Origin of the sequence: Cellulomonas palmilytica, assembly GCF_021590045.1 — a bacterium.
Classification (GTDB): Bacteria; Actinomycetota; Actinomycetes; order Actinomycetales; family Cellulomonadaceae; genus Cellulomonas; species Cellulomonas palmilytica.
The window spans coordinates 3,785,902-3,804,527 of record NZ_CP062221.1 but is presented as its reverse complement, the minus strand read 5'-3'; the positions used below and the strand labels follow the sequence as shown (position 1 = coordinate 3,804,527).

Sequence of the window (18,626 nt, the reverse complement as noted above, 5' to 3'; positions counted from 1 at the left end):
CGACCATCGTAAGTCCCTGCCGGTGCCGGATCGACGGGACCGGCGCCGGGTGCGGCACGTCACACAGGTCGGTGGGACTCGACGGCGACGACGCGGGGGCCGGTCGCGCGTTGCGCGACGTGCGCGACGAGGACCTGCCCCGGACGCAGGTAGGGGTCGGCCGGCGGCAGGGCCTCGCGCACGTGGCGGCGGGCGTGCGCCGCGAGCGTCTCGAGCACCGTGGGCAGCACGGGCCGGTGCGTGCACAGCAGCGCGTCCTGCGCGCGGTGCAGCAGGTCGGTGACGACCTCGACGGCCGAGCCCGGGTCGACGGCGTGGCCGTGCTCGGTCAGCGCGGGGACGTGCTCGATCGGCAGCTGCGCGTGCGACGCGTACGGCTGCGCGGTCGCGACGCACCGCTGCCACGGGCTCGTGACGACGCGCGCGGCGCCGAACGCGGAGACCACGGGTACCAGGGCGGTGGCCTGGCGGCGCCCGCCGGGCGTGAGCGGTCGCGTCGCCTCGTCGCCGTGCCAGGCCGTGCGGGAGCGTGCGGTGCCGTGCCGCGCGACGACGAGCGCGCGCGTGTCCAGGCGGCCCTTGGCGTGCTCCTCGACGAGCGCGACGAGCGGCGCGCGGTCGGCGGCGCGGGTGAGCCGGGCCGCGGCGGCCTCGACGTCGTACCAGCGCACCTGGTCGATCTCGTCGCGCGACGCACGCGGGACGGGCGGGCGGGCCCGCAGCGCGGCCGCGTCCTGGCGGCCCGCGACCTGCGCGGCCCAGTAGTGCACGCGCTTGAGCCGACCGTCGGACAGCGCGTACTCGAGGGGCGGCAGCGGGACGCCCAGCACCACGTCGTGGCCGGTCTCCTCGGCGACCTCGCGCCACGCGGCCTCGACCACCGTCTCGCCCGGGTCGAGCTTGCCCTTGGGCCACGACCAGTCCCGGTAGCGGGGCCGGTGCACGAGCGCGACCTGCAGCCGCCCGGTGCGCACGCGCCAGACGAGGGCACCGGCCGCCTCCACGGCGGCCGCGTGGGCCGGTCGGGTCACCGGCCCGAGCCCGGGCGCCGCCGCTGGCGCGTGATGAGGGCCGACTGCAGGTCGACGAGCGGCGAGCCGTCCTCGGCGTGCGCCTGACGCCGCCACGACCCGTCGGTCTCGAGGTGCCACGCGGACGTCGTGCCCGCGACGGACTCGTCGATCAGGTCGACGAGCTCGGCCACCTGGTCGGGGTCGGCGACGCGCACGAGCGCCTCGACGCGCCGGTCGAGGTTGCGGTGCATGAGGTCGGCCGAGCCGATCAGCACCTCGGGGCCGGTGAAGCCGTCGTCGTCGGCGGGGGTCGAGTGCGCGAACGCGAAGATGCGCGAGTGCTCGAGGAACCGCCCGAGGATCGAGCGCACGCGGATCGTCTCGCTCAGGCCCGGCACGCCCGGGCGCAGCGCGCAGATGCCGCGCACCACGAGGTCGACGGGCACGCCCGCCTGGCTCGCGCGGTACAACGCGTCGATCGTGGTCTCGTCGACCATCGAGTTGACCTTGATCTTGATCCACGCGGGCTGCCCGGCCCGCGCGGCGGCGGCCTCGCGCTCGATGCGTTCCACCAGGCCGCTGCGCACCGAGCGCGGCGCGACGAGCAGGCGGTGGAACCGGCTCTTCGGGGCGTAGCCCGAGAGCTGGTTGAACAGACGCGTGAGGTCCTGCCCGACCTCGGGGTCGGCGGTCAGCAGGCCCAGGTCGGTGTAGAGGCGTGCGGTCTTCGGGTGGTAGTTGCCCGTCCCGACGTGGCTGTAGCGCCGCAGGCCGTCGGCCTCCTGGCGCACGACGAGCGAGAGCTTGCAGTGCGTCTTGAGCCCGACGATGCCGTACACGACGTGCACGCCCGCCTGCTCGAGCTTGCGCGCCCAGGAGATGTTGTTCTGCTCGTCGAACCGGGCCTTGATCTCGACCAGCGCGAGGACCTGCTTGCCGGCCTCGGCCGCGTCGATCAGGGCGTCGACGATCGGCGAGTCGCCCGAGGTGCGGTACAGCGTCTGCTTGATCGCGAGCACGTTCGGGTCCGCCGCGGCCTGCTCGAGGAACGTCTGCACGCTCGTCGAGAACGAGTCGTACGGGTGGTGCAGCAGGATGTCGCGCTCGCGGATCTTGGCGAACACGTCGGTCGGCGTCGCGGACTCGACCTCGGCGAGCTGGCGGTGCGTCGTCGGGACGAAGCGCGGGAACTGCAGCTCGGCGCGGTCGAGGTCGGCGATGACGTTGAGGCCGGTCTGGTCGAGCGGCGCGGGCAGCTCGTACACCTCGTCCTCGGCCATGCCGAGCTCGCGGACCAGGAGCGTGCGGATGCGCGGGCTGATGCCCTCCGCGAGCTCGAGGCGCACGGGCGGGCCGAACCGTCGGCGCAGGAGCTCCTTCTCCATGGCCTTGAGGAGGTTCTCGGCGTCGTCCTCCTCGACCTCCACGTCCTCGTTGCGGGTCACGCGGAACGTGTGGTGCTCGCGCACCTCCATGCCGGGGAACAGGTGCTCGAGGTGCTCGGAGATGACGTCCTCGACGGGCACGAAGCTCGTCGGGCCCTTCTCGACGGTCGCGGACTGCTCGTCGGGCGCGCTCGGGCGGCCCGACGCGTCGACCGCGATGAACCGCGGCAGCAGCGGCGGGACCTTGACGCGCGCGAAGTGCTCCTTGCCCGTGGTGGGGTTCACGACGACGACCGCGAGGTTGAGCGAGAGCCCCGAGATGTACGGGAACGGGTGCGCCGGGTCCACCGCGAGCGGCGTCAGCACCGGGAAGATCTGCCGACGGAAGAACTTGCGCAGCCGGTCCTGCTCGGAGTCCCCGAGGTCCTGCCAGCGCACGAGCGTGATGCCCTCGGCCGCGAGCGCGGGCTGCACCTGGTCCGCGAACACGCGCGCGTGCCGGTCCATGAGCTCGTGCGCCTTCTCGCTGATCGCCTCGAGCACCTGGCGCGGGGAGAGGCCCGACGCCGCGGTCATCGCGATGCCGGTCGCGATGCGGCGCTTGAGGCCCGCGACGCGGACCATGAAGAACTCGTCGAGGTTCGACGCGAAGATCGCCAGGAACCGCACGCGTTCGAGCAGCGGCAGGTCCGTGTCCTCCGCGAGCTCCAGGACGCGCTGGTTGAACGCGAGCCACGACAGCTCGCGGTCGAGGAAGCGGTCGTCGGGCAGCGGGGTGGTCTCGGTCTCCCGGTCCGTCTCCTCGGCGCGTGCGAGGTGCTCGGCGATGCGGGCCTCGAGCTCGGAGTCGAGAGCGGTCGCGTCGGTCATGCGCCCATCGTGGCATCCCCGGGTGAACGCGGCGTGTCGTCGCCGAACATCACGTCGACGGCCGACCGCGTGAACCCCGCGCGGCGGTACGTGCGGATCGCGACCTCGTTCGCGGCCTCGGTGTAGAGGATGACCTCGCGCAGCCCGGCGACCGTCAGGTGGGTGAGGCCGAGGTCCGTCAGCGCGCCGCCCAGGCCGAGGCCCTGGGCATCGGGGTCGACGCCGACGACGTAGATCTCCCCGACGGGCTCCGGGCCGTGCTCGCCGGCCGGGTGCACCTTGGTCCACACCGAGCCGAGCAGCTTGCCGTCGCGCTCCGCGAGCAGGAAGCCCGCGGGGTCGAACCACGGCTCGGCCTCCCGTGCGCGCAGGTCCGCGCTCGTCATGCGGCCCTGCTCGGGGTGGTGCGCGAACGCGCGCGAGTTGACCCGCCGCCACGCCTCCTCGTCCTGCCCGGGGACGAACCGGCGCACCTGCACGCCGGGCGGCAGCGGGCGGTCGGGCGCCTGCGGGCGGTGCGCGAGCTCGAGGCGCATCTGCCACAGCTCGCGCACGACGTGCATGCCGGTCGCGCCGGCGAGGGCGCGCGCCGCCGGGAGGTCGCCGTGCGCCCACACGTGCAGCGCGCGGCGGGGTGCCTCGCCCGCGGTCGCGCGGGCCGCGTCGAGCAGGCTGCGGCCCAGGCCGGCGCGGCGGTGCCCGGGGTGCACGACGAGCTCGGCGCGCGCGGTCGTCGTGCTGCCGACGTCGACCTGCGCGTAGCCGACCACGGCGCCGTCGTCGGTGGTCGCGACGAGGTGCACGACGGGCGCCTCGTCGGACTCGAGCGACAGCAGCGGCTGCTCCGAGAGCGGCGCGACCTCGTCGTGCGACGCGGCGGAGGCCGCCAGGACGCGGACGGCCTCGGCGGTCGCCGGCTCGAGGGGTGCGGGGCACGCGGCGACCGCGACGCGCGCCTTCGTCGGCTCGACCATCCACCCATCCCACCACGCGAGACGCGCGATGGGCACCAGGTCACCCGTCAGAGCGACCCGTGGCCTGCGGCTGCGCAACGGTTGCGTCACAGCCCCGGTCACGAGGTCGGGCCGAACCCCGCCGAACCGAGCGGAACCCTCTGTGGCACCGCCCCGTCGTGACGTACGTTGGACCGATCATGGACCTCAGCCCCGACCTCTCTCGCGTGAGCGGACGGGACCGCGACCCGGTGCCCGCAGCAACCGCGCCCACGGGCATCCCGACCTGGGAGAACGCCTCGCCGACCAGGACCCTGCCCTCCTCGGCGCCGACGGCCGACGAGCCGACCGACGACCTGACCCACGACCCGACCCGCGACCCGACCGACGGCCCGACCGACGACCCGACCCGCCACCGGTCGTCCGGGTCGTCGGACGCGTCCGTCGCGACGAACCCGTCCGGGACGCGTCGCGTGACGCGACGCAGCCTGCGCGCGGCGTCCGCCGCGGCCGAGCAGGCGGAGCGGGACAGGTCCCCCGTCGAGCCGGTCGACACCGAGGTGGCCGCGGCGCCCGGTGCCGGGCCCTCCGGTGCGCCCGTCGTGCCGCAGCCGTCCCGCTCGACGCGGCGCTCGCGCCGCGCCGCCGCGAGCAGCACGCCCCCTCGCCCGGTCGTCGACGTCGACGTCGTCGTGATCGGTGCCGGGCAGGCGGGCCTGTCGGCCGCGTACCACCTGCACAAGGCCGGGCTCGTGCCCGTGGGCGACCGCGGCTGGCAGGACGCCGAGGCGACGTTCGTCGTGCTCGACGACGCGCCCGCGCCCGGGGGCGCGTGGCAGCACCGCCCGCCGGGCATGCGCGTGGCCGACGCGCACGGCGTGCACGACCTGCCGGGCATGCCGCTGCTCGTGCCGGACCCCACCGAGAGCGCCGCGAAGGCCGTGCCCTACTACTTCTCGCAGTACGAGGAGGCGTTCGGCCTGCACGTGCAGCGTCCGGTCGCCGTGACGCGCGTCGAGGAGGAACCCGCCGACGAGGCGCCCGCGGCCGGACGCCGGCTCGTCGTGACGTCGCACCTCGTCGACGAGCCCGACGTGGAGGTCGTCTGGCGCGCGCGGGGCCTCGTCAACGCGTCGGGCACGTGGCGCAAGCCGTTCTGGCCGACGTACCCGGGGCGTGCGGCGTTCCGCGGCCGCCAGCTGCACTCGCGCGACGTGCTCGACCCCGCCGACCTCGCGGACGGGCACGTCGTCGTGGTCGGCGGCGGGACCTCGGCCGCGCAGCTGCTGCTCGCGCTCGCGGACGTCACGACGACGACGTGGGTGACGCGCCGCCCGCCGACGTGGCGCGACGGGCAGCTCACGCCCGAGCTCGGGCGGGCCGCGGTCGCGCTCGTCGCGGAGCGCACGCGCGCGGGCCTGCCGCCCGGGTCGATCGTGTCCGTCACGGGGCTGCCGCTCACCGACGCGTACCGCGCGGGCATCGCCTCGGGCGTGCTGCGCGCGCGGCCCGCGTTCAGCCGGATCGTCGCCGACGGCGTCGTGTGGGACGACCCGGTGCCGCCGCCCGTGCCCGCGGGCGAGCAGGTGGACGGGGTCCTGCCGGCGCTCGGCGCGTGGGTCGGCGGGGACGCGCACGTCGCCGCCCGGACGATCGTGTGGGCCACCGGATACCGGCCCGCGCTCGACCACCTCGCGTCCCTGCGCCTGCGCGGCGAGCGGGGCGGGATCGTCATGGACGGCACGCGCGTCGCGGCGGACCCGCGCGTGCACCTCGTCGGGTACGGGCCGTCGGCGTCGACGATCGGTGCGAACCGCGCCGGGCGCGACGCCGTGCGGGACCTGCTCGGGCACCTCGCGCTGCGCTGACACCGGCCCCGCGCACCGTCGGGAGCGGGGACGACAGCCGTCCGCGGGGACCACGCGGGCCCCCGCGGACCGCGTCTCACGCGACGAGCTGCGCCTCGCGCACCGGAGCGGCCTCGCCGTCCTCGTCGTCGACGAGCGGGTGCACCTGCACCACCCCGTCCCGGCCCGTGACCTCCGCCCGGATGCCGTACACGTCCTCGACGCGCTCCGCCGTCAGGACGTCCGCCGGGCTGCCGTGCGCCACGACCCGGCCCGCGCGCAGCAGCGCGATCGAGTCGCAGAACCGCGCGGCCTGGTTGAGGTCGTGGATCGCGATGACCGCCGCGACGCCCTCCGTGCGCGCGATGCGGCGCGCGAGCTGCAGCGTCTGCAGCTGGTAGCGGATGTCGAGCGCGCTCGTCGGCTCGTCGAGCAGCAGGATGCTCGGCTGCTGAGCGACGGACCGCGCGATGAGCACACGCTGCGCCTGCCCGCCGGACAGGCGCGACACCTGCCGCCCGACGAGGTCCTCCAGACCGAGCAGCGCGATCGCGCGGTCCACCTGCCGCCAGTCCTCCGCCGAGGGCCGCGCCCCGAAGTACGGTGTGCGGCCCAGGACGACCGCCTCGCGCACGTCCAGGTCGAACGACACGTCGATGGCCTGCGGCACGTACGCCACCAGCCGCGCGAGCTGGCGCCGCGACAGGCGGGGGAGGTCGACCGTGCCGTCCCACCGCAGCCGGCCTGACGTGGGGCGGTGGATGCGGGCGACGGACTTGATGAGCGTCGACTTGCCGGAGCCGTTGGGCCCCAGCAGGCCGAGCAGCTCGCCGCGGCGCGCGTGCAGGTCGACGCCGTGCAGCACGGTCCGCCTGCCGTAGGAGAAGTGCAGGTCCTCGATCTCGAGCGTCATGCGGCGGCCCTCCGTCGGGCGAGGATGAGGTACAGGAAGATCGGCGCCCCGACGAGGGCGTCGACGATGCCGACCGGCATGACGGCGGGCTCGAGCGCCACGCGTCCCACGGAGTCGGCGACGACGAGCAGCAGGCCGCCCGTCAGCATCGAGAACGGCAGCAGGAACCGGTGGTTGCCGCCGATGAGGAGCCGGGCGATGTGCGGCCCGACGAGGCCGACGAACCCGATGATCCCGGTGAACGCGATCGTCACCGCGGTGATGACGACGGCCGTGAAGATGAGCCCGAGGCGCACCCGGGCGACCGGGACGCCGAGGCTCGTGGCCGCGTCGTCCCCCGCGAACGCGATCGCGTTGACGTTGCCCGCCTGGCGCTGCACCAGCGGGAACACGATCGCGACGAGCAGCGCGACGACCCCCACCTGGAACCACTCGGCGCCGTTCACCGACCCCCACGTCCACTGGATGATGAGCGCGAGGGTCTCCTGGTCGGCGGTGTACTGCAGCGCAGAGGTCGCGGCGGTGAAGAACTGCGTGACCGCGATGCCGAGCAGGATGAGCGTGGCCGGGTCGCCGCGCTTGACCGCGCCGAGCAGCAGCACGAGCACCGAGCTGAGCAGCGCCACGGTGAGGGCCCCGACGACGACCCAGCCCACGCCGCCGCTCGACCCCAGGTCCCGCGGGCCGACGAACAGGATCGCGAACGCCGCGCCGAACGCGGCGGCCGGCGCGATGCCCAGCGTGTACGGGCTGACGAGCGGGTTGCGCAGCAGGCCCTGGAACAGCACGCCGGCCACCGCGAGCGCGGCGCCCGCGAGCAGCGCGAGCAGCACGCGCGGGACGCGCAGGTCCCACACCTGCAGCAGGATGCGCTGCCCGTCCGGGTCGGCGGGGACGGTGCCCGTCGCCTTGCGGCCGAGCGCGGTGAGCGCGTCGCCCAGCCCGATGCCCGCGCCGCCGACGGTCAGGGCGACCACGGCGACGAGCAGCACGACGACGGTGCCGACTCCGATGACGAGCGCGCGGCCTCGGTCGGTGTGCACGAGCGTGCGGCTGCGCACGCGCTCGCGCAGCGGGCGGCGCGCCCGGGCCTGGTCGGGCGTGGGGTCGCCCGTGCCGTTCGCGGGGTCCGACGACGGGCTCGTCGGACGGTCGAGGACGTCCGTCACGACGCCTCCCCGGCGTGGTGGATGTAGTCCGCGGCCGGGTGGTACTCGGACTGCTGATACTGCGTGACCCACGCCTGGAAGTACGACTCGGGGTCGACGCCCTCGAACCGCTCCGGGTAGAGCCACGTCGCGAGGTACAGCGCGCCGACCCACTTGGACGCCGCGGACGTGAGGTAGTTGTTCGTGATCCACACGCGGCCGTTCTTCACCGCGTCGATGTGGTCGAACCCGGGCCGCGAGACCAGGGACTGCGCGGTGGCCTCGAACTCCTCGCGCGTCCAGGGCTCGTACAAGCCCTGCGGCTTGTCGGCCACGCCGTTCTTGATGATGAACTCAGGGTTGCGGGACACGATGTCCGCCGGGTCCACGTCGATCTGGTTCCAGCCCAGGCCGCCGTTGATGATGATGTCCGAGTAGATGTTCGCGCCGCCGGCGTACCGGATGACCCAGTCCCAGCCGCCGGGGATGCCCGCGACGTAGTCCTTCTGGCCCTCGAAGTAGACGCGGACCTTGTCCTCCTCCTTCAGGCCCGCGAGGCGCTCGGCCAGCAGGGCCTCGATCTCGCCCGTGAGCGAGGCGGTGTAGTCCTCGGCGCGGTCCTGCGTGCCGAACAGCTGACCGAGCAGCTCGATGTTGTGCTCGGAGAACCGCGGCTCCCACGCGGTGAACACCAGGACCTTGATGCCGAACGGCTCGAGCTTCGCCTCGGCCTCCTGCCACGGGCTGTTCGAACCCGTGAGCAGCACGTCGGGCTTGAGCTCGATGAGCTTGTCGTAGTTGAACGAGCCGGTCTCGCCCGCGACGAACACGGGCGACGTCTCGTCGTAGAACGCGAAGTCGTCCCAGTAGCCCGCCCAGCCGGGCGTGTTGATCTGGCTCTCGGTCGCGGCGACGACGCGGCTCGGGTCACCGACCGCGCGGATGAGCTCGAGGATGTACTGGTTGCCGCCGAGCCCGGACGCGACGCTCGCGACGGGCAGGTCGAGCTCGACCTTGCGGCCGGTCTCGTCGGTCACGGTGGTCGTCGTGCGCTTCACGGGGGCGCTCGTCGCCGCGCCGTTCGACGACGAGGCGGGGCTCGCCGCGTCGGCGCTGCCCGAGCAGGCGGCCAGGAGGAGGACGACGAGCGCGCTCAGCGCGGCGAGCGTCCTGCGGGTACGGGGTGTCATGTGGGTCTCCAGGGTGTGCGGGTGGGTCAGTCGAGGCCGAGGTCGAGGCGGTGGCGCAGGGTGCCCTCGCCGTAGGAGTCCTGCACGACGCCGGCCTCCTGCAGCAGCGGCACGACCTTCGTCGTGAAGTCCGTCAGCGCGTCCGGGTACGCGGGCGGCATGACGATGAACCCGTCGGCCGCGCCGCGCTCGAACCAGTCGAGGACGTGGTCGGCGACCTGCCGGGGCGTGCCGCGCAACGTCCCGTGGCCCGCCGCGCGCGCCGCGTACCGGATCGTGTCGCGCAGCGTCGTGCCGGGCTGCAGCGCGTATCTGCGGAAGATCGCGGGCCGCGACTGGCGCCGCCCGAGCGCGGACGGGTCCGGCAGGCGCTCGGGCGGGATGCGCTCGTCGAGCTCGAGGCCCGACAGGTCCGCACCGCCGAGCGCGGCGGCGAGGCTGCGGCGCCCGAACTCCCAGTCGAGCCCGTCGGTGATCGCGTGGTCGAGCTCGCGCGCCTGCTCGGGGGTGTCCCCGATGACCGCGCTCAGCCCCGGCAGCACGCGCAGCGCGTGCGGGCCGCGCCCGTGCGCCTCCGCGGCCGCGAGCAGGTCCGCGCGGAACGCGAGCGCCTCGTCGAGGTGCTGCTGCGCGGTGTAGACCACCTCGCCGTACCGCGCGCCGAACTCCTTGCCGGACGCCGAGGAGCCCGCCTGGAACAGCACCGGCCGGCCCTGCGGCGGGCGCTGGATGTTCATCGGCCCCTCGACCCGGAAGTAGTCGCCCGCGAAGCCGATGCGGTGGATCTTGTCCGGGTCGGCGTACACCTGGCGGCTGCGGTCGAACACCACCGCGTCGGGCTCCCAGCTGCGCCACAGCGCGTCCACCACGTCGACGAACTCCGCCGCGCGCCGGTAGCGCTCCTCCTGCGGCGGGAGCGCGTCCCAGCCGAAGTTCGCCTCGCCGCCCGACGACGTCACCACGTTCCAGCCCGCGCGGCCGCGGCTGATGTGGTCGATCGACGCGATGCGCCGCGCGAGGTTGTACGGGTGGTTGAAGCTCGTCGACGCGGTCGCGACCAGGCCGATGTGCGTGGTGCGCGGTGCGAGTGCCGAGAGCGTCGTCAGGGGCTCGAGGCCGCCCGCCGGCTGGCCCTGCGCGTGCGTCGGGTCGAAGCCCAGGCCGTCGGCGAGGAAGTACGCGTCGAAGAACGCCGCCTCGGCGACCTGCGCCTGGCGTGCGTAGCGGTCGATGTCGACGACGTCGTCGCGGCGCGCGCCGTCGCTGAGCCACTGCGTCCGCCCGCCGGACGTGCCGCCGAGCAGCCCGAGCAGGAGCCGTCGGCGTGGCGCCGGCCGGGCTGAGCCGGCACGCGCTGCCGTGCGGGCGGTGTGCGGGCGGGTGGTGCTGTCGATGGACATGCGGGTCTCCGGGGTGCGTGACGGTGTGCGAGGTCGCGCCCGGGGGTGCGGCTCTCCGGGCGTGCGAGGGTGGCCGCCGGTGAACGCGCTGCCGTGGCAGCGCGGTGCGGGCGGGAGGAACGGCAGCGAGCCGGGCAGTGCCGGGTCTGCCGCGGGCGCGGCGGCGGGTCGGTGACGCCGGTCAGCGGCGCGCGCCGACGACGAGGTCAGCGGCAGCGCGGCGACGGTCGGGTCAGCCCACCGGGTCGGCGACGACGAGGCCGGTGACGACGAGGCCGGTGACGACGAGGCCGGCGGCGACGAGGCCGGTGACGACGAGGCCGGCGGCGACGAGGTCGGTGATGCGCCGACGTTGCGACGACGGGCTCAGCGACAGCGCGCCGACGGACACGCCGGGGGACACGGGGTGCGGCGGGCCGGCCGGTGGGCGAGAGGTGCGAGCGCCTGGATCATGACTCACCCCTTCAGGGGGTCGTGCAGCGAGGCCGTGGCCCCTGCTCCCGGTTCGCCGAGCCGGTGCGGCTGCGGCGGCTCCGCCAGCCGGGACTGACGACGGAGCGATCGGCGTGAACGTAGGAGGGTGCCGGGGGAGGGTCAACGGCTTCGTCGTGCCGTCTCGCCCTGCAAGACGAGCCGTCCCACGCCCGACGCGCTCACGAGCACGTCACGGCTCCAGCGGCTCGAACCCGGACCGCCACGCCGCGGACCCGTCGGGAGCGACGACGAGCGCGTGCAGGTGGTCGCCGTCGTCGAGCCGCACGGACCCCAGGTCGTGCCCCGCGGCGGCCAGCCGGTCGAGGTCGAGGTCCCGCCGCCCGTCGGGCAGGTCGACGAACGCCGACGCGACCAGCGCCACGTCCGGCCCCGGTTCGTACGTCCCGTGCTGCCACGGGAAGTCCCCGCCGGTCGCGGTGAGGACAGCGACGACCCGGCCGTCGACGGTGAGGTTCGTGGGCCTGGGCATGCGCCGCATCCTGCCGGACGGTGCGTGCCGCTCGCCCTGCGGGACGCGCGTCCGCACCTGGGGACGACGAAGGCCCGGACCACGCGGGTCCGGGCCTTCGTCGTGATCAGGCGGTGCTCAGGAGCAGACCACCGGGGGCGGCGTCGTCGGCGCGGGGCCCGAGCCGATGAACCCGTACTCGGCCGTCTGGCCCGGTGCGAGCGAGCCGTTCCACGGCGCGTTCTTCACCGTCACGGCGCTGGTGCCCGAGAACGTCCCGCTCCAGCCCTGCGCGACGGTCGCGCCGGACAGCGTGAACGACGTCGACCACGCCGAGATCGCGGAGGGGCCCGCCTTGACCGTGACCGAGCCCTGGAAGCCGCCCGGCCAGCTGCCGACGATCTTCAGCGTCGCGGTGCACGTCCCGCCGGGCGTCGTCGTCGGTTCCTCGGTCGGCTCCTCCGTCGGCTCCTCTGTGGGCTCCTCTGTCGGCTCCTCGGTGGGCTCCTCGGTCGGCTCCTCGGTCGGGTCGGTCCCGCCGCCGAAGATCTTCGCCGTCACGGCCGTGGCCTTGATGCCGTTCGCACCGTCGAAGATCCGCTTGCCCCAGGACGACTTCTGCGCCGGGTTGAAGCCCGTGACCATGTCGAGGTACTCGACGCCGCCACCGTTTCCCGACCAGGACCAGCCGTAGTACCCGATGCCGCGCGCGGCGGCCTCGGACATGATCGTGTCCTCGTCGGGGTCGCCGTCGGAGTGCATGTCGCCGAACTCGCCGATGACGAGCGGCAGGCCCTTCGTCTTGAACGCGTCGAGGTACGTCTTGATCGTCGACGCGTTGTTGTAGACGCCGTACATGTGGACCGAGAACAGGATGTTGCCGTCCGGGTCGCCCGCGGCGACGGTCTGGGCGTTGTCGCGCATGATGCCCGCCCAGTCCTGACCCCACGACGGGGCGTCGATCACGATGTTGTGGTGCAGGCCCGCGTTGCGCAGCTTCTTGATCGCGGCGACCGAGTCCGCGGCCCAGGTGGCGTTCGCCGTGGCGTTGTTGCCGTACGGCTCGTTGCCGATGTTGATCTGGACGTAGTCCTCCTGGCCCACGAGCGCGGACTTGATGCTCACCCAGTAGTTCGCGGCGGTGTCGAGCGTGACCGCACCGCTCTGCTCGCCGTACCCCGTGGTGTCGTGGTTCTCGAGCATGCAGATGAGCTTGTTCGCCTTGCACAGGCTGATGATGTTCGCGACGTCCGCCGCGTCGTTCTTGGTCCACCGGTCGCCGCCCGACAGGACGACGCGCAGCGCGTTCGCGCCCGCCGCGCGGATCGCGGGGATCGCGGTGGGCGTCTGCGAGGTGTACCAGGTGTGCGCGTGGCTCACGCCGCGTGCGACGAACGGCGTGCCGTCCTTCTCCACCAGGCTCGTGCCGGAGACGTGGAGTCCGGGCGGCGTGGCGGCGTTCGCCGACGTGGCCAGGGCTGTCGCTCCCAGCGCGGCGACCAGGGCGGCCGCGGCGGCGCCGGCGAGCAGGGGTCGAGACCTCATGGAAATCCTCTTTCCTGAGCCTCGGCGACTGGGCTGTGGGGTCTCCGAAGATCCACTGTTGTCCGTGGTCACGGCGTCGTGACCGATGGGTTGGCTGAGTACCCGCCGAGGCGGGCACGCGGACACCCAACCAGCCCGCACGGACCCCGACGACTCTCCGAAACGGTTCGGGCCGGTCCACGGGCGCGCAGTCGCCGTGCCCGCGGCATGACGACGGCCCGGCCGCCGAGCGGCGACCGGGCCGTGCGCCGTGGGTCTCAGTCCTCCGAGGAGGCCGCCGGGGTGGACAGGCCCTGGGCGATGAGGTCCATCACCGACGAGTCCGCGAGGGTCGTCGCGTCGCCGACCTGCCGGTGCTCGGCCACGTCACGCAGCAGGCGGCGCATGATCTTGCCCGAGCGCGTCTTGGGCAGCTCCGCGACGACGAGCACCTGGCGCGGCTTCGCGATCGGGCCGATCTCCTTGCCGACGTGGTTGCGCAGCGTCGTCTGCACCTCGTCGGCCGGCAGGCTCGACGCGTCGGAGTCGCCGCGCAGGATGACGAACGCGACCACCGCCTGGCCGGTCGTCTCGTCGGTCGCGCCGACCACCGCGGCCTCCGCGACCCACGGGTGCGAGACCAGCGCGGACTCGATCTCCGTGGTCGACAGGCGGTGGCCCGAGACGTTCATGACGTCGTCGACGCGGCCCAGCAGCCAGATGTCGCCGTCCTCGTCCTTCTTCGCGCCGTCGCCCGCGAAGTACAGGCCCTGGAAACGGGACCAGTACGTGTCGACGTAGCGCTCGCGGTCGCCCCAGATGCCGCGCAGCATCGACGGCCACGGCTCCGTGAGCACGAGGTACCCGCCCGCCCCGTCGGGCACCGAGTGCGCCTCGTCGTCGACGACGTCCGCGGCGATGCCCGGCAGCGGGACCTGCGCCGAGCCCGGCTTGGTCTCGGTGACGCCCGGGAGCGGGCTGATCATGATCGCGCCCGTCTCCGTCTGCCACCACGTGTCGACGATCGGCGCCTTGTCGCCGCCGATCACGCGGCGGTACCACATCCACGCCTCGGGGTTGATGGGCTCGCCCACGGACCCGAGGACGCGCAGCGACGACAGGTCGAACTGCCCGGGGATCTCCTCGCCCCACTTCATGCACGTGCGGATCGCGGTGGGGGCGGTGTACAGGATCGTCACGCCGTACTTCTGGATGAGCTCCCACCAGCGGCCGCGGTGCGGCGTGTCCGGCGTGCCCTCGTAGATGAGCTGCGTGGCACCGTTCACCAGCGGCCCGTAGACCACGTACGTGTGCCCGGTGATCCAGCCGATGTCGGCCGTGCACCAGTAGACGTCCGTCTCGGGCTTGAGGTCGAACACGTTGAGGTGCGTGTACGCCGCCTGCGTGAGGTAGCCGCCCGTGGTGTGGAAGATGCCCTTGGGCTTCCCCGTCGTCCCGGACGTGTACAGGATGAACAGCGGGTGCTCGGCCTCGACGTCCACGGGCGTGTGCTCGTCGGACGCGGTGTCGACGACGTCGGACCACCAGACGTCGCGACCCTCGGTCCACTCGACGGGCTGCTCGGTGCGCTTGACCACGAGCACGTGCTCGACCGTGGGCGCGCCCTTCGCGAGCGCCTCGTCGACCGCGGGCTTGAGCGCGGACGGCGCACCGCGGCGGAACCCGCCGTCCGCGGTCACGACGAGCTTGGCCTCCGCGTCGAGGATCCGGCTGTGCAGCGCCTCCGCGGAGAAACCGCCGAACACCACGGAGTGGGGCGCGCCGATGCGCGCGCACGCGAGCATCGTGACGACGGCCTCGGGGATCATCGGCAGATACACCGCGACGCGGTCGCCCGTGCCCACACCGAGCGCGGTGAGCGCGTTCGCGGCCTTCGACACCTCGCGCTGCAGGTCCGCGTACGTGAGCGTGCGCGTGTCGCCGCCCTCGCCCTCGAAGTGCAGCGCGACCTTGTCCCCGCGGCCCGCCTCGACGTGCCGGTCGACCGCGTTGTACGCGGCGTTCAGCCGGCCGTCGGCGAACCACCGCGCGACGGGTGCGTCCGACCAGTCGAGCGCCTGCTCGAACGGCGTGCTCCAGGTCAGCAGCTCGCGCGCCTGCTCCGCCCAGAACGCGGGGCGATCGGCGTTGGCCCAGGAGTACAGGTCGGCGCTCGCGTTCGCCTGCGCGGCGAACTCGGCGGACGGGGGGAAGCGACGGTCCTCGGAGAGCAGGTTCTCCAGGCCGCCGGCGGTCGGGTCGGACACGCGGGCCTCCAGGTGCAGCGACATCGGTGCGAGTGTCGGAGTCGGGCGGGACCAAAGTCCCTCCGCTGGGGAACTCTAGTCACGTCGCGGCCCGAAGTGCCCGGTACACCCGTGTTCCTGGTCCACCGGGTGGTGCGGCCGCGTCGGGAGCGGCCGGTCAGCGGTGACGTTCGCGGAACGCGCCCAGCCGGACGCCACGGCGGTGCGCCGCGGTCGCGACCACGCCCGCGAGCAGCACGAGGAACCCGGCGACGAGCAACGTGCCGGACGTGCCCGCGACCGTCACCTCGACGGCCGTCGATCGCCACTCGCTCCCGTCCACGACGCGCAGCACCTGCGTGCGCACCACGTCCGGAGACACGAGCGCCACCGCGCCGAGGACCGTCAGGATCGCCCCGCCGGTGTACGGGGCGGCGGGCGTCCAGGCCGCGAGGACCGCGACCCAGCCGAGCGCCAGCAGTCCGAGCGCGACGAGCACGACGCCCGACCAGTCCAGCGACGCGTCCCAGCCGGCGACCTGCACCGCGAGGATGCGCGACTGCCCGAGCAGCAGCACCCCCGCCGCGAGCGGCGCGAGCACCAGCCCGACGACCGCGCCGAGCACGTGCGTGCCGACCGTCGTGCGCGCGGGCGCGTGCGCGTCGGGGAACAGGTCCGGCGACGTGGCCCCGGGCTCGGCGGCGGTCGCGGGCGCACCGGGAGTGGTCGCGGTGGGCTGAGCAGCGGTGGGAGCGGTGGCGGCGGGCTGAGCAGCGGTGGGAGCGCCGGCCGCGGGCAGGACGCGGGTGCCCTCCTCGGGCGCCGGGGTCGCACCGGCGTCGGCCGGGACCGGCCGTGCGCTCGTGCGGGCGGGCGGCGGCGCCACGGGCGCGGGTCGGACGGCGGCGTGGCGGCCGGTGTCGAGACCGGGCTCGGTCGTGGGCAGCGCCGTCGTGGGCTGCTGCGGCGCCGTCGGCTGGTCGTCGGGGCCGGTGTGGTCGGGACGACGCTCGTCGTCAGAGGTGCTCATCGCGGCTCTCCCGGGTCGAGGCGGTGCCGGGCTGCACCGCCACCGCGATCACCGTAGGGCGGGCTCCTGGCCCTGCGCAGCCCGGGCGGGCGAGCCGTCCGGCGTGTCGGCGGGCTCGGCGACGGGCAGCGGTGCGGGCGCCCTCGTCGTCGCGACGAACCCCGGCTCGGCCACACGCGGCGTCGCGCGGTACGCGTACGCGGCCCCGACGAGCAGCGCGCCGCCGATGGTGTTGCCCAGCCCGACGAACAGCACGTTGCGCGCGAACTCGCCGGCGGTCGCACCCGGCAGGCCGCCCATGAGTCCGAGCGACATCGTCGTCATGTTCGCGACGACGTGCTCGAAGCCGGAGGTGATGAAGACCATGACGCACGCGAAGATCGCGGCGATCTTCGCGGCCTCGCTGCGCAGGCGCGTCGCGCACCACACCGCGAGGCAGACGAGCAGGTTGCACAGGATGCCGCGCACGAGCAGCTGCGCGTTGGTCTCGTGCGCCTTGTGCACGACCATGCGCGCGATCTGCTGGCCCGCGGCGGTCTCGGGTGCGGTGACGCCCGACAGGTGCACGAGGCCCGCGAACAGCATCGAGCCGACCAGGTTGCCCGCGAGCACCGCGAGCAGCGTGAGCCCGCCCATGCCCCAGGTGATGCGCCGGCGCATCGCGCCCTGCGTGAGCATCATCATCGCGGAGGTCGCCAGCTCGCCGCCCGCGACGACGACGATCGTCAGTGCGACGCCGAACACCATGCCCTGCACGAGCGGCGCGAACGGGTTGGCGGCCGCGACGAGCGGACCGCCGGCCTCGACCATGATCACGACGCCGATGCCGATGTAGGCGCCCGCGAGCATGGTGCGCACGAGGAAGAGCCACGGCGTGCGCAGGAGCTGGACCTTGTGGTGCGCGGCCTCGACCTGCGTCTCGACGGCCTCCTCGATGCTCAGCACCCGACCAGGGTCGCAAGGGCGGCCGTCCGCCTCGTGGGACGAAAGGCCGACCGGGTCGTCGCGGGGGCGCGCGCGTCGTACGGTCGCGCGCGTGACCCACCTGTTCACCCCTCTCACGCTGCGCGGCACGACGTTCACGAACCGGGCGTGGCTCGCGCCCATGTGCCAGTACTCGTCGCGCGACGGGTTCCCCGACGACTGGCACCTGGTGCACCTCGGTGCGCGCGCCGCGGGCGGGTTCGGCCTGCTGCTCACCGAGGCGAGCGCGGTCGTCCCCGAGGGGCGGATCTCGCCGCAGGACGCGGGTCTGTGGTCCGACGAGCACGCGGTGGCGTGGCGGCGCGTCACGGACTTCGTGCACGCGCGCGGCACGCGCATCGGCGTGCAGCTCGCGCACGCGGGCCGCAAGGCGTCGACGTACCGGCCGTTCGCGCCGGGGTCGGGCTCGGTGCCGGTGCCCGAGGGCGGGTGGCGGACGCTCGGGCCGTCCGCGCTCGCGTTCGACGGTCTCGCGGCACCCGCGGCGATGACGGCCGACGAGGTCGCGGCCGTGCCCGCGGCGTTCGCCGCCGCCGCGCGCCGGGCCGTGGCGGCGGGCTTCGACGTCGTCGAGGTGCACGCCGCGCACGGGTACCTGCTGCACCAGTTCCTGTCGCCGCTGTCCAACACGCGCGACGACGCGTGGGGCGGGTCGCTCGAGAACCGCGCGCGCCTGCTCGTCGAGACCGTCGACGCGGTGCGGGCCGTGTGGCCCGACGACCGGCCGCTGCTGGTGCGCGTCTCGGCGACCGACTGGACGCCCGGCGGGCTCACGGTCGACGACGTCGCGTCCGTCGCGCGGACCCTGGCCGCGCGCGGCGTGGACCTCGTCGACGTGTCGTCGGGCGGCAACGCGCTCGCGTCGATCCCCGTGGAGCCCGGCTACCAGGTGCCGTTCGCGCGCCGCGTGCGCGAGGTCTCCGGGCTGCCGGTCGCGGCCGTGGGCGTGCTCGACGAGCCGCGGCTCGCGGAGAAGGTGCTCGCGGGCGGCGACGCGGACGCCGTGCTGCTCGGCCGCGCGGCGCTGCGCGACCCGTCGTGGCCCCTGCGCGCCGCGCACGAGCTCGGGGTCCGGCTCGACTCGCTGCCGGCCGGCGACGACCACGGCGCGACGGTGCCGCTCGACGCGGTGACCGCGACCGGCTACCAGCCGCAGTACGCGCGCGGCGCGTTCCGCTGA

General features: G+C 74.3%; 15 protein-coding genes. 2 read left to right on the top strand and 13 right to left on the bottom strand.

The window, feature by feature from the left end; translation table 11 throughout:
* Nucleotides 1-59: 59 nt before the first annotated feature.
* Genes F1D97_RS17225 through mshD form a run of 3 tightly spaced genes read right to left on the bottom strand, consistent with a single transcriptional unit; the run spans nucleotide 60 to nucleotide 4,242 of the window.
* Nucleotides 60-1,031 carry an NUDIX hydrolase gene (locus F1D97_RS17225; protein ID WP_236121692.1) on the bottom strand — a complete coding sequence of 324 codons (972 nt, stop codon included), beginning with the start codon at nucleotides 1,029-1,031 and terminating at the stop codon, nucleotides 60-62.
* On the bottom strand, nucleotides 1,028-3,268 hold the full coding sequence (locus tag F1D97_RS17220) for an RNA degradosome polyphosphate kinase (protein ID WP_236121691.1): 2,241 nt from the start codon (nucleotides 3,266-3,268) through the stop codon (nucleotides 1,028-1,030). The genes F1D97_RS17225 and F1D97_RS17220 overlap by 4 nt, the downstream gene beginning before the upstream one ends.
* Nucleotides 3,265-4,242 carry a mycothiol synthase gene (gene mshD, locus F1D97_RS17215; protein ID WP_236121690.1) on the bottom strand — a complete coding sequence of 326 codons (978 nt, stop codon included), beginning with the start codon at nucleotides 4,240-4,242 and terminating at the stop codon, nucleotides 3,265-3,267. Before mshD ends, F1D97_RS17220 begins: the two co-directional genes overlap by 4 nt.
* Before the next feature lie 179 nt (nucleotides 4,243-4,421).
* On the opposite strand from mshD, the gene F1D97_RS17210 reads away from it, so the two are divergent.
* Nucleotides 4,422-6,089: an NAD(P)-binding domain-containing protein gene (locus F1D97_RS17210; RefSeq protein WP_317618912.1), complete on the top strand. Its 1,668-nt coding sequence runs from the start codon at nucleotides 4,422-4,424 to the stop codon at nucleotides 6,087-6,089.
* 76 nt (nucleotides 6,090-6,165) lie between these two features.
* On the opposite strand, the gene F1D97_RS17205 is transcribed toward F1D97_RS17210, so the two are convergent.
* From F1D97_RS17205 to F1D97_RS17160, 10 genes are all read right to left on the bottom strand, one after another.
* Complete coding sequence (locus F1D97_RS17205) at nucleotides 6,166-6,981, bottom strand: ABC transporter ATP-binding protein (RefSeq protein ID WP_236121689.1); 816 nt, start codon at nucleotides 6,979-6,981, stop codon at nucleotides 6,166-6,168.
* Nucleotides 6,978-8,150: a FecCD family ABC transporter permease gene (locus F1D97_RS17200; protein WP_236121688.1), complete on the bottom strand. Its 1,173-nt coding sequence runs from the start codon at nucleotides 8,148-8,150 to the stop codon at nucleotides 6,978-6,980. The genes F1D97_RS17205 and F1D97_RS17200 overlap by 4 nt, the downstream gene beginning before the upstream one ends.
* On the bottom strand, nucleotides 8,147-9,319 hold the full coding sequence (locus tag F1D97_RS17195; RefSeq protein ID WP_236121687.1) for an ABC transporter substrate-binding protein: 1,173 nt from the start codon (nucleotides 9,317-9,319) through the stop codon (nucleotides 8,147-8,149). The genes F1D97_RS17200 and F1D97_RS17195 overlap by 4 nt, the downstream gene beginning before the upstream one ends.
* Before the next feature lie 26 nt (nucleotides 9,320-9,345).
* Nucleotides 9,346-10,719 (bottom strand): NtaA/DmoA family FMN-dependent monooxygenase, encoded by a 1,374-nt coding sequence (locus F1D97_RS17190; RefSeq protein ID WP_236121686.1) that lies wholly within the window; start codon nucleotides 10,717-10,719, stop codon nucleotides 9,346-9,348.
* 232 nt (nucleotides 10,720-10,951) lie between these two features.
* Nucleotides 10,952-11,110, bottom strand: coding sequence for a hypothetical protein (locus tag F1D97_RS17185; protein WP_236121685.1), 159 nt, complete (start codon nucleotides 11,108-11,110; stop codon nucleotides 10,952-10,954).
* A gap of 273 nt (nucleotides 11,111-11,383) precedes the next feature.
* Entirely contained in the window at nucleotides 11,384-11,683 is a 300-nt protein-coding gene (locus tag F1D97_RS17180) for a hypothetical protein (protein ID WP_236121684.1), read from the bottom strand.
* Between the two features lie 117 nt (nucleotides 11,684-11,800).
* Nucleotides 11,801-13,207, bottom strand: a complete 1,407-nt coding sequence (locus F1D97_RS17175) for a cellulase family glycosylhydrolase (RefSeq protein ID WP_236121683.1) — start codon at nucleotides 13,205-13,207, stop codon at nucleotides 11,801-11,803.
* A gap of 257 nt (nucleotides 13,208-13,464) precedes the next feature.
* The gene (gene acs, locus F1D97_RS17170) at nucleotides 13,465-15,477 is read right to left on the bottom strand and encodes an acetate--CoA ligase (RefSeq protein WP_236121682.1); all 2,013 of its coding nucleotides are present in this window, start codon (nucleotides 15,475-15,477) and stop codon (nucleotides 13,465-13,467) included.
* 133 nt (nucleotides 15,478-15,610) lie between these two features.
* Nucleotides 15,611-16,462 carry a hypothetical protein gene (locus F1D97_RS17165; protein WP_236121681.1) on the bottom strand — a complete coding sequence of 284 codons (852 nt, stop codon included), beginning with the start codon at nucleotides 16,460-16,462 and terminating at the stop codon, nucleotides 15,611-15,613.
* A gap of 48 nt (nucleotides 16,463-16,510) precedes the next feature.
* Nucleotides 16,511-17,407 carry a formate/nitrite transporter family protein gene (locus tag F1D97_RS17160; RefSeq protein ID WP_236121680.1) on the bottom strand — a complete coding sequence of 299 codons (897 nt, stop codon included), beginning with the start codon at nucleotides 17,405-17,407 and terminating at the stop codon, nucleotides 16,511-16,513.
* Nucleotides 17,408-17,498: 91 nt separating this feature from the next.
* Between F1D97_RS17160 and F1D97_RS17155 the strand changes: the two genes are divergently transcribed.
* On the top strand, nucleotides 17,499-18,626 hold the full coding sequence (locus tag F1D97_RS17155; RefSeq protein WP_236121679.1) for an NADH:flavin oxidoreductase/NADH oxidase: 1,128 nt from the start codon (nucleotides 17,499-17,501) through the stop codon (nucleotides 18,624-18,626).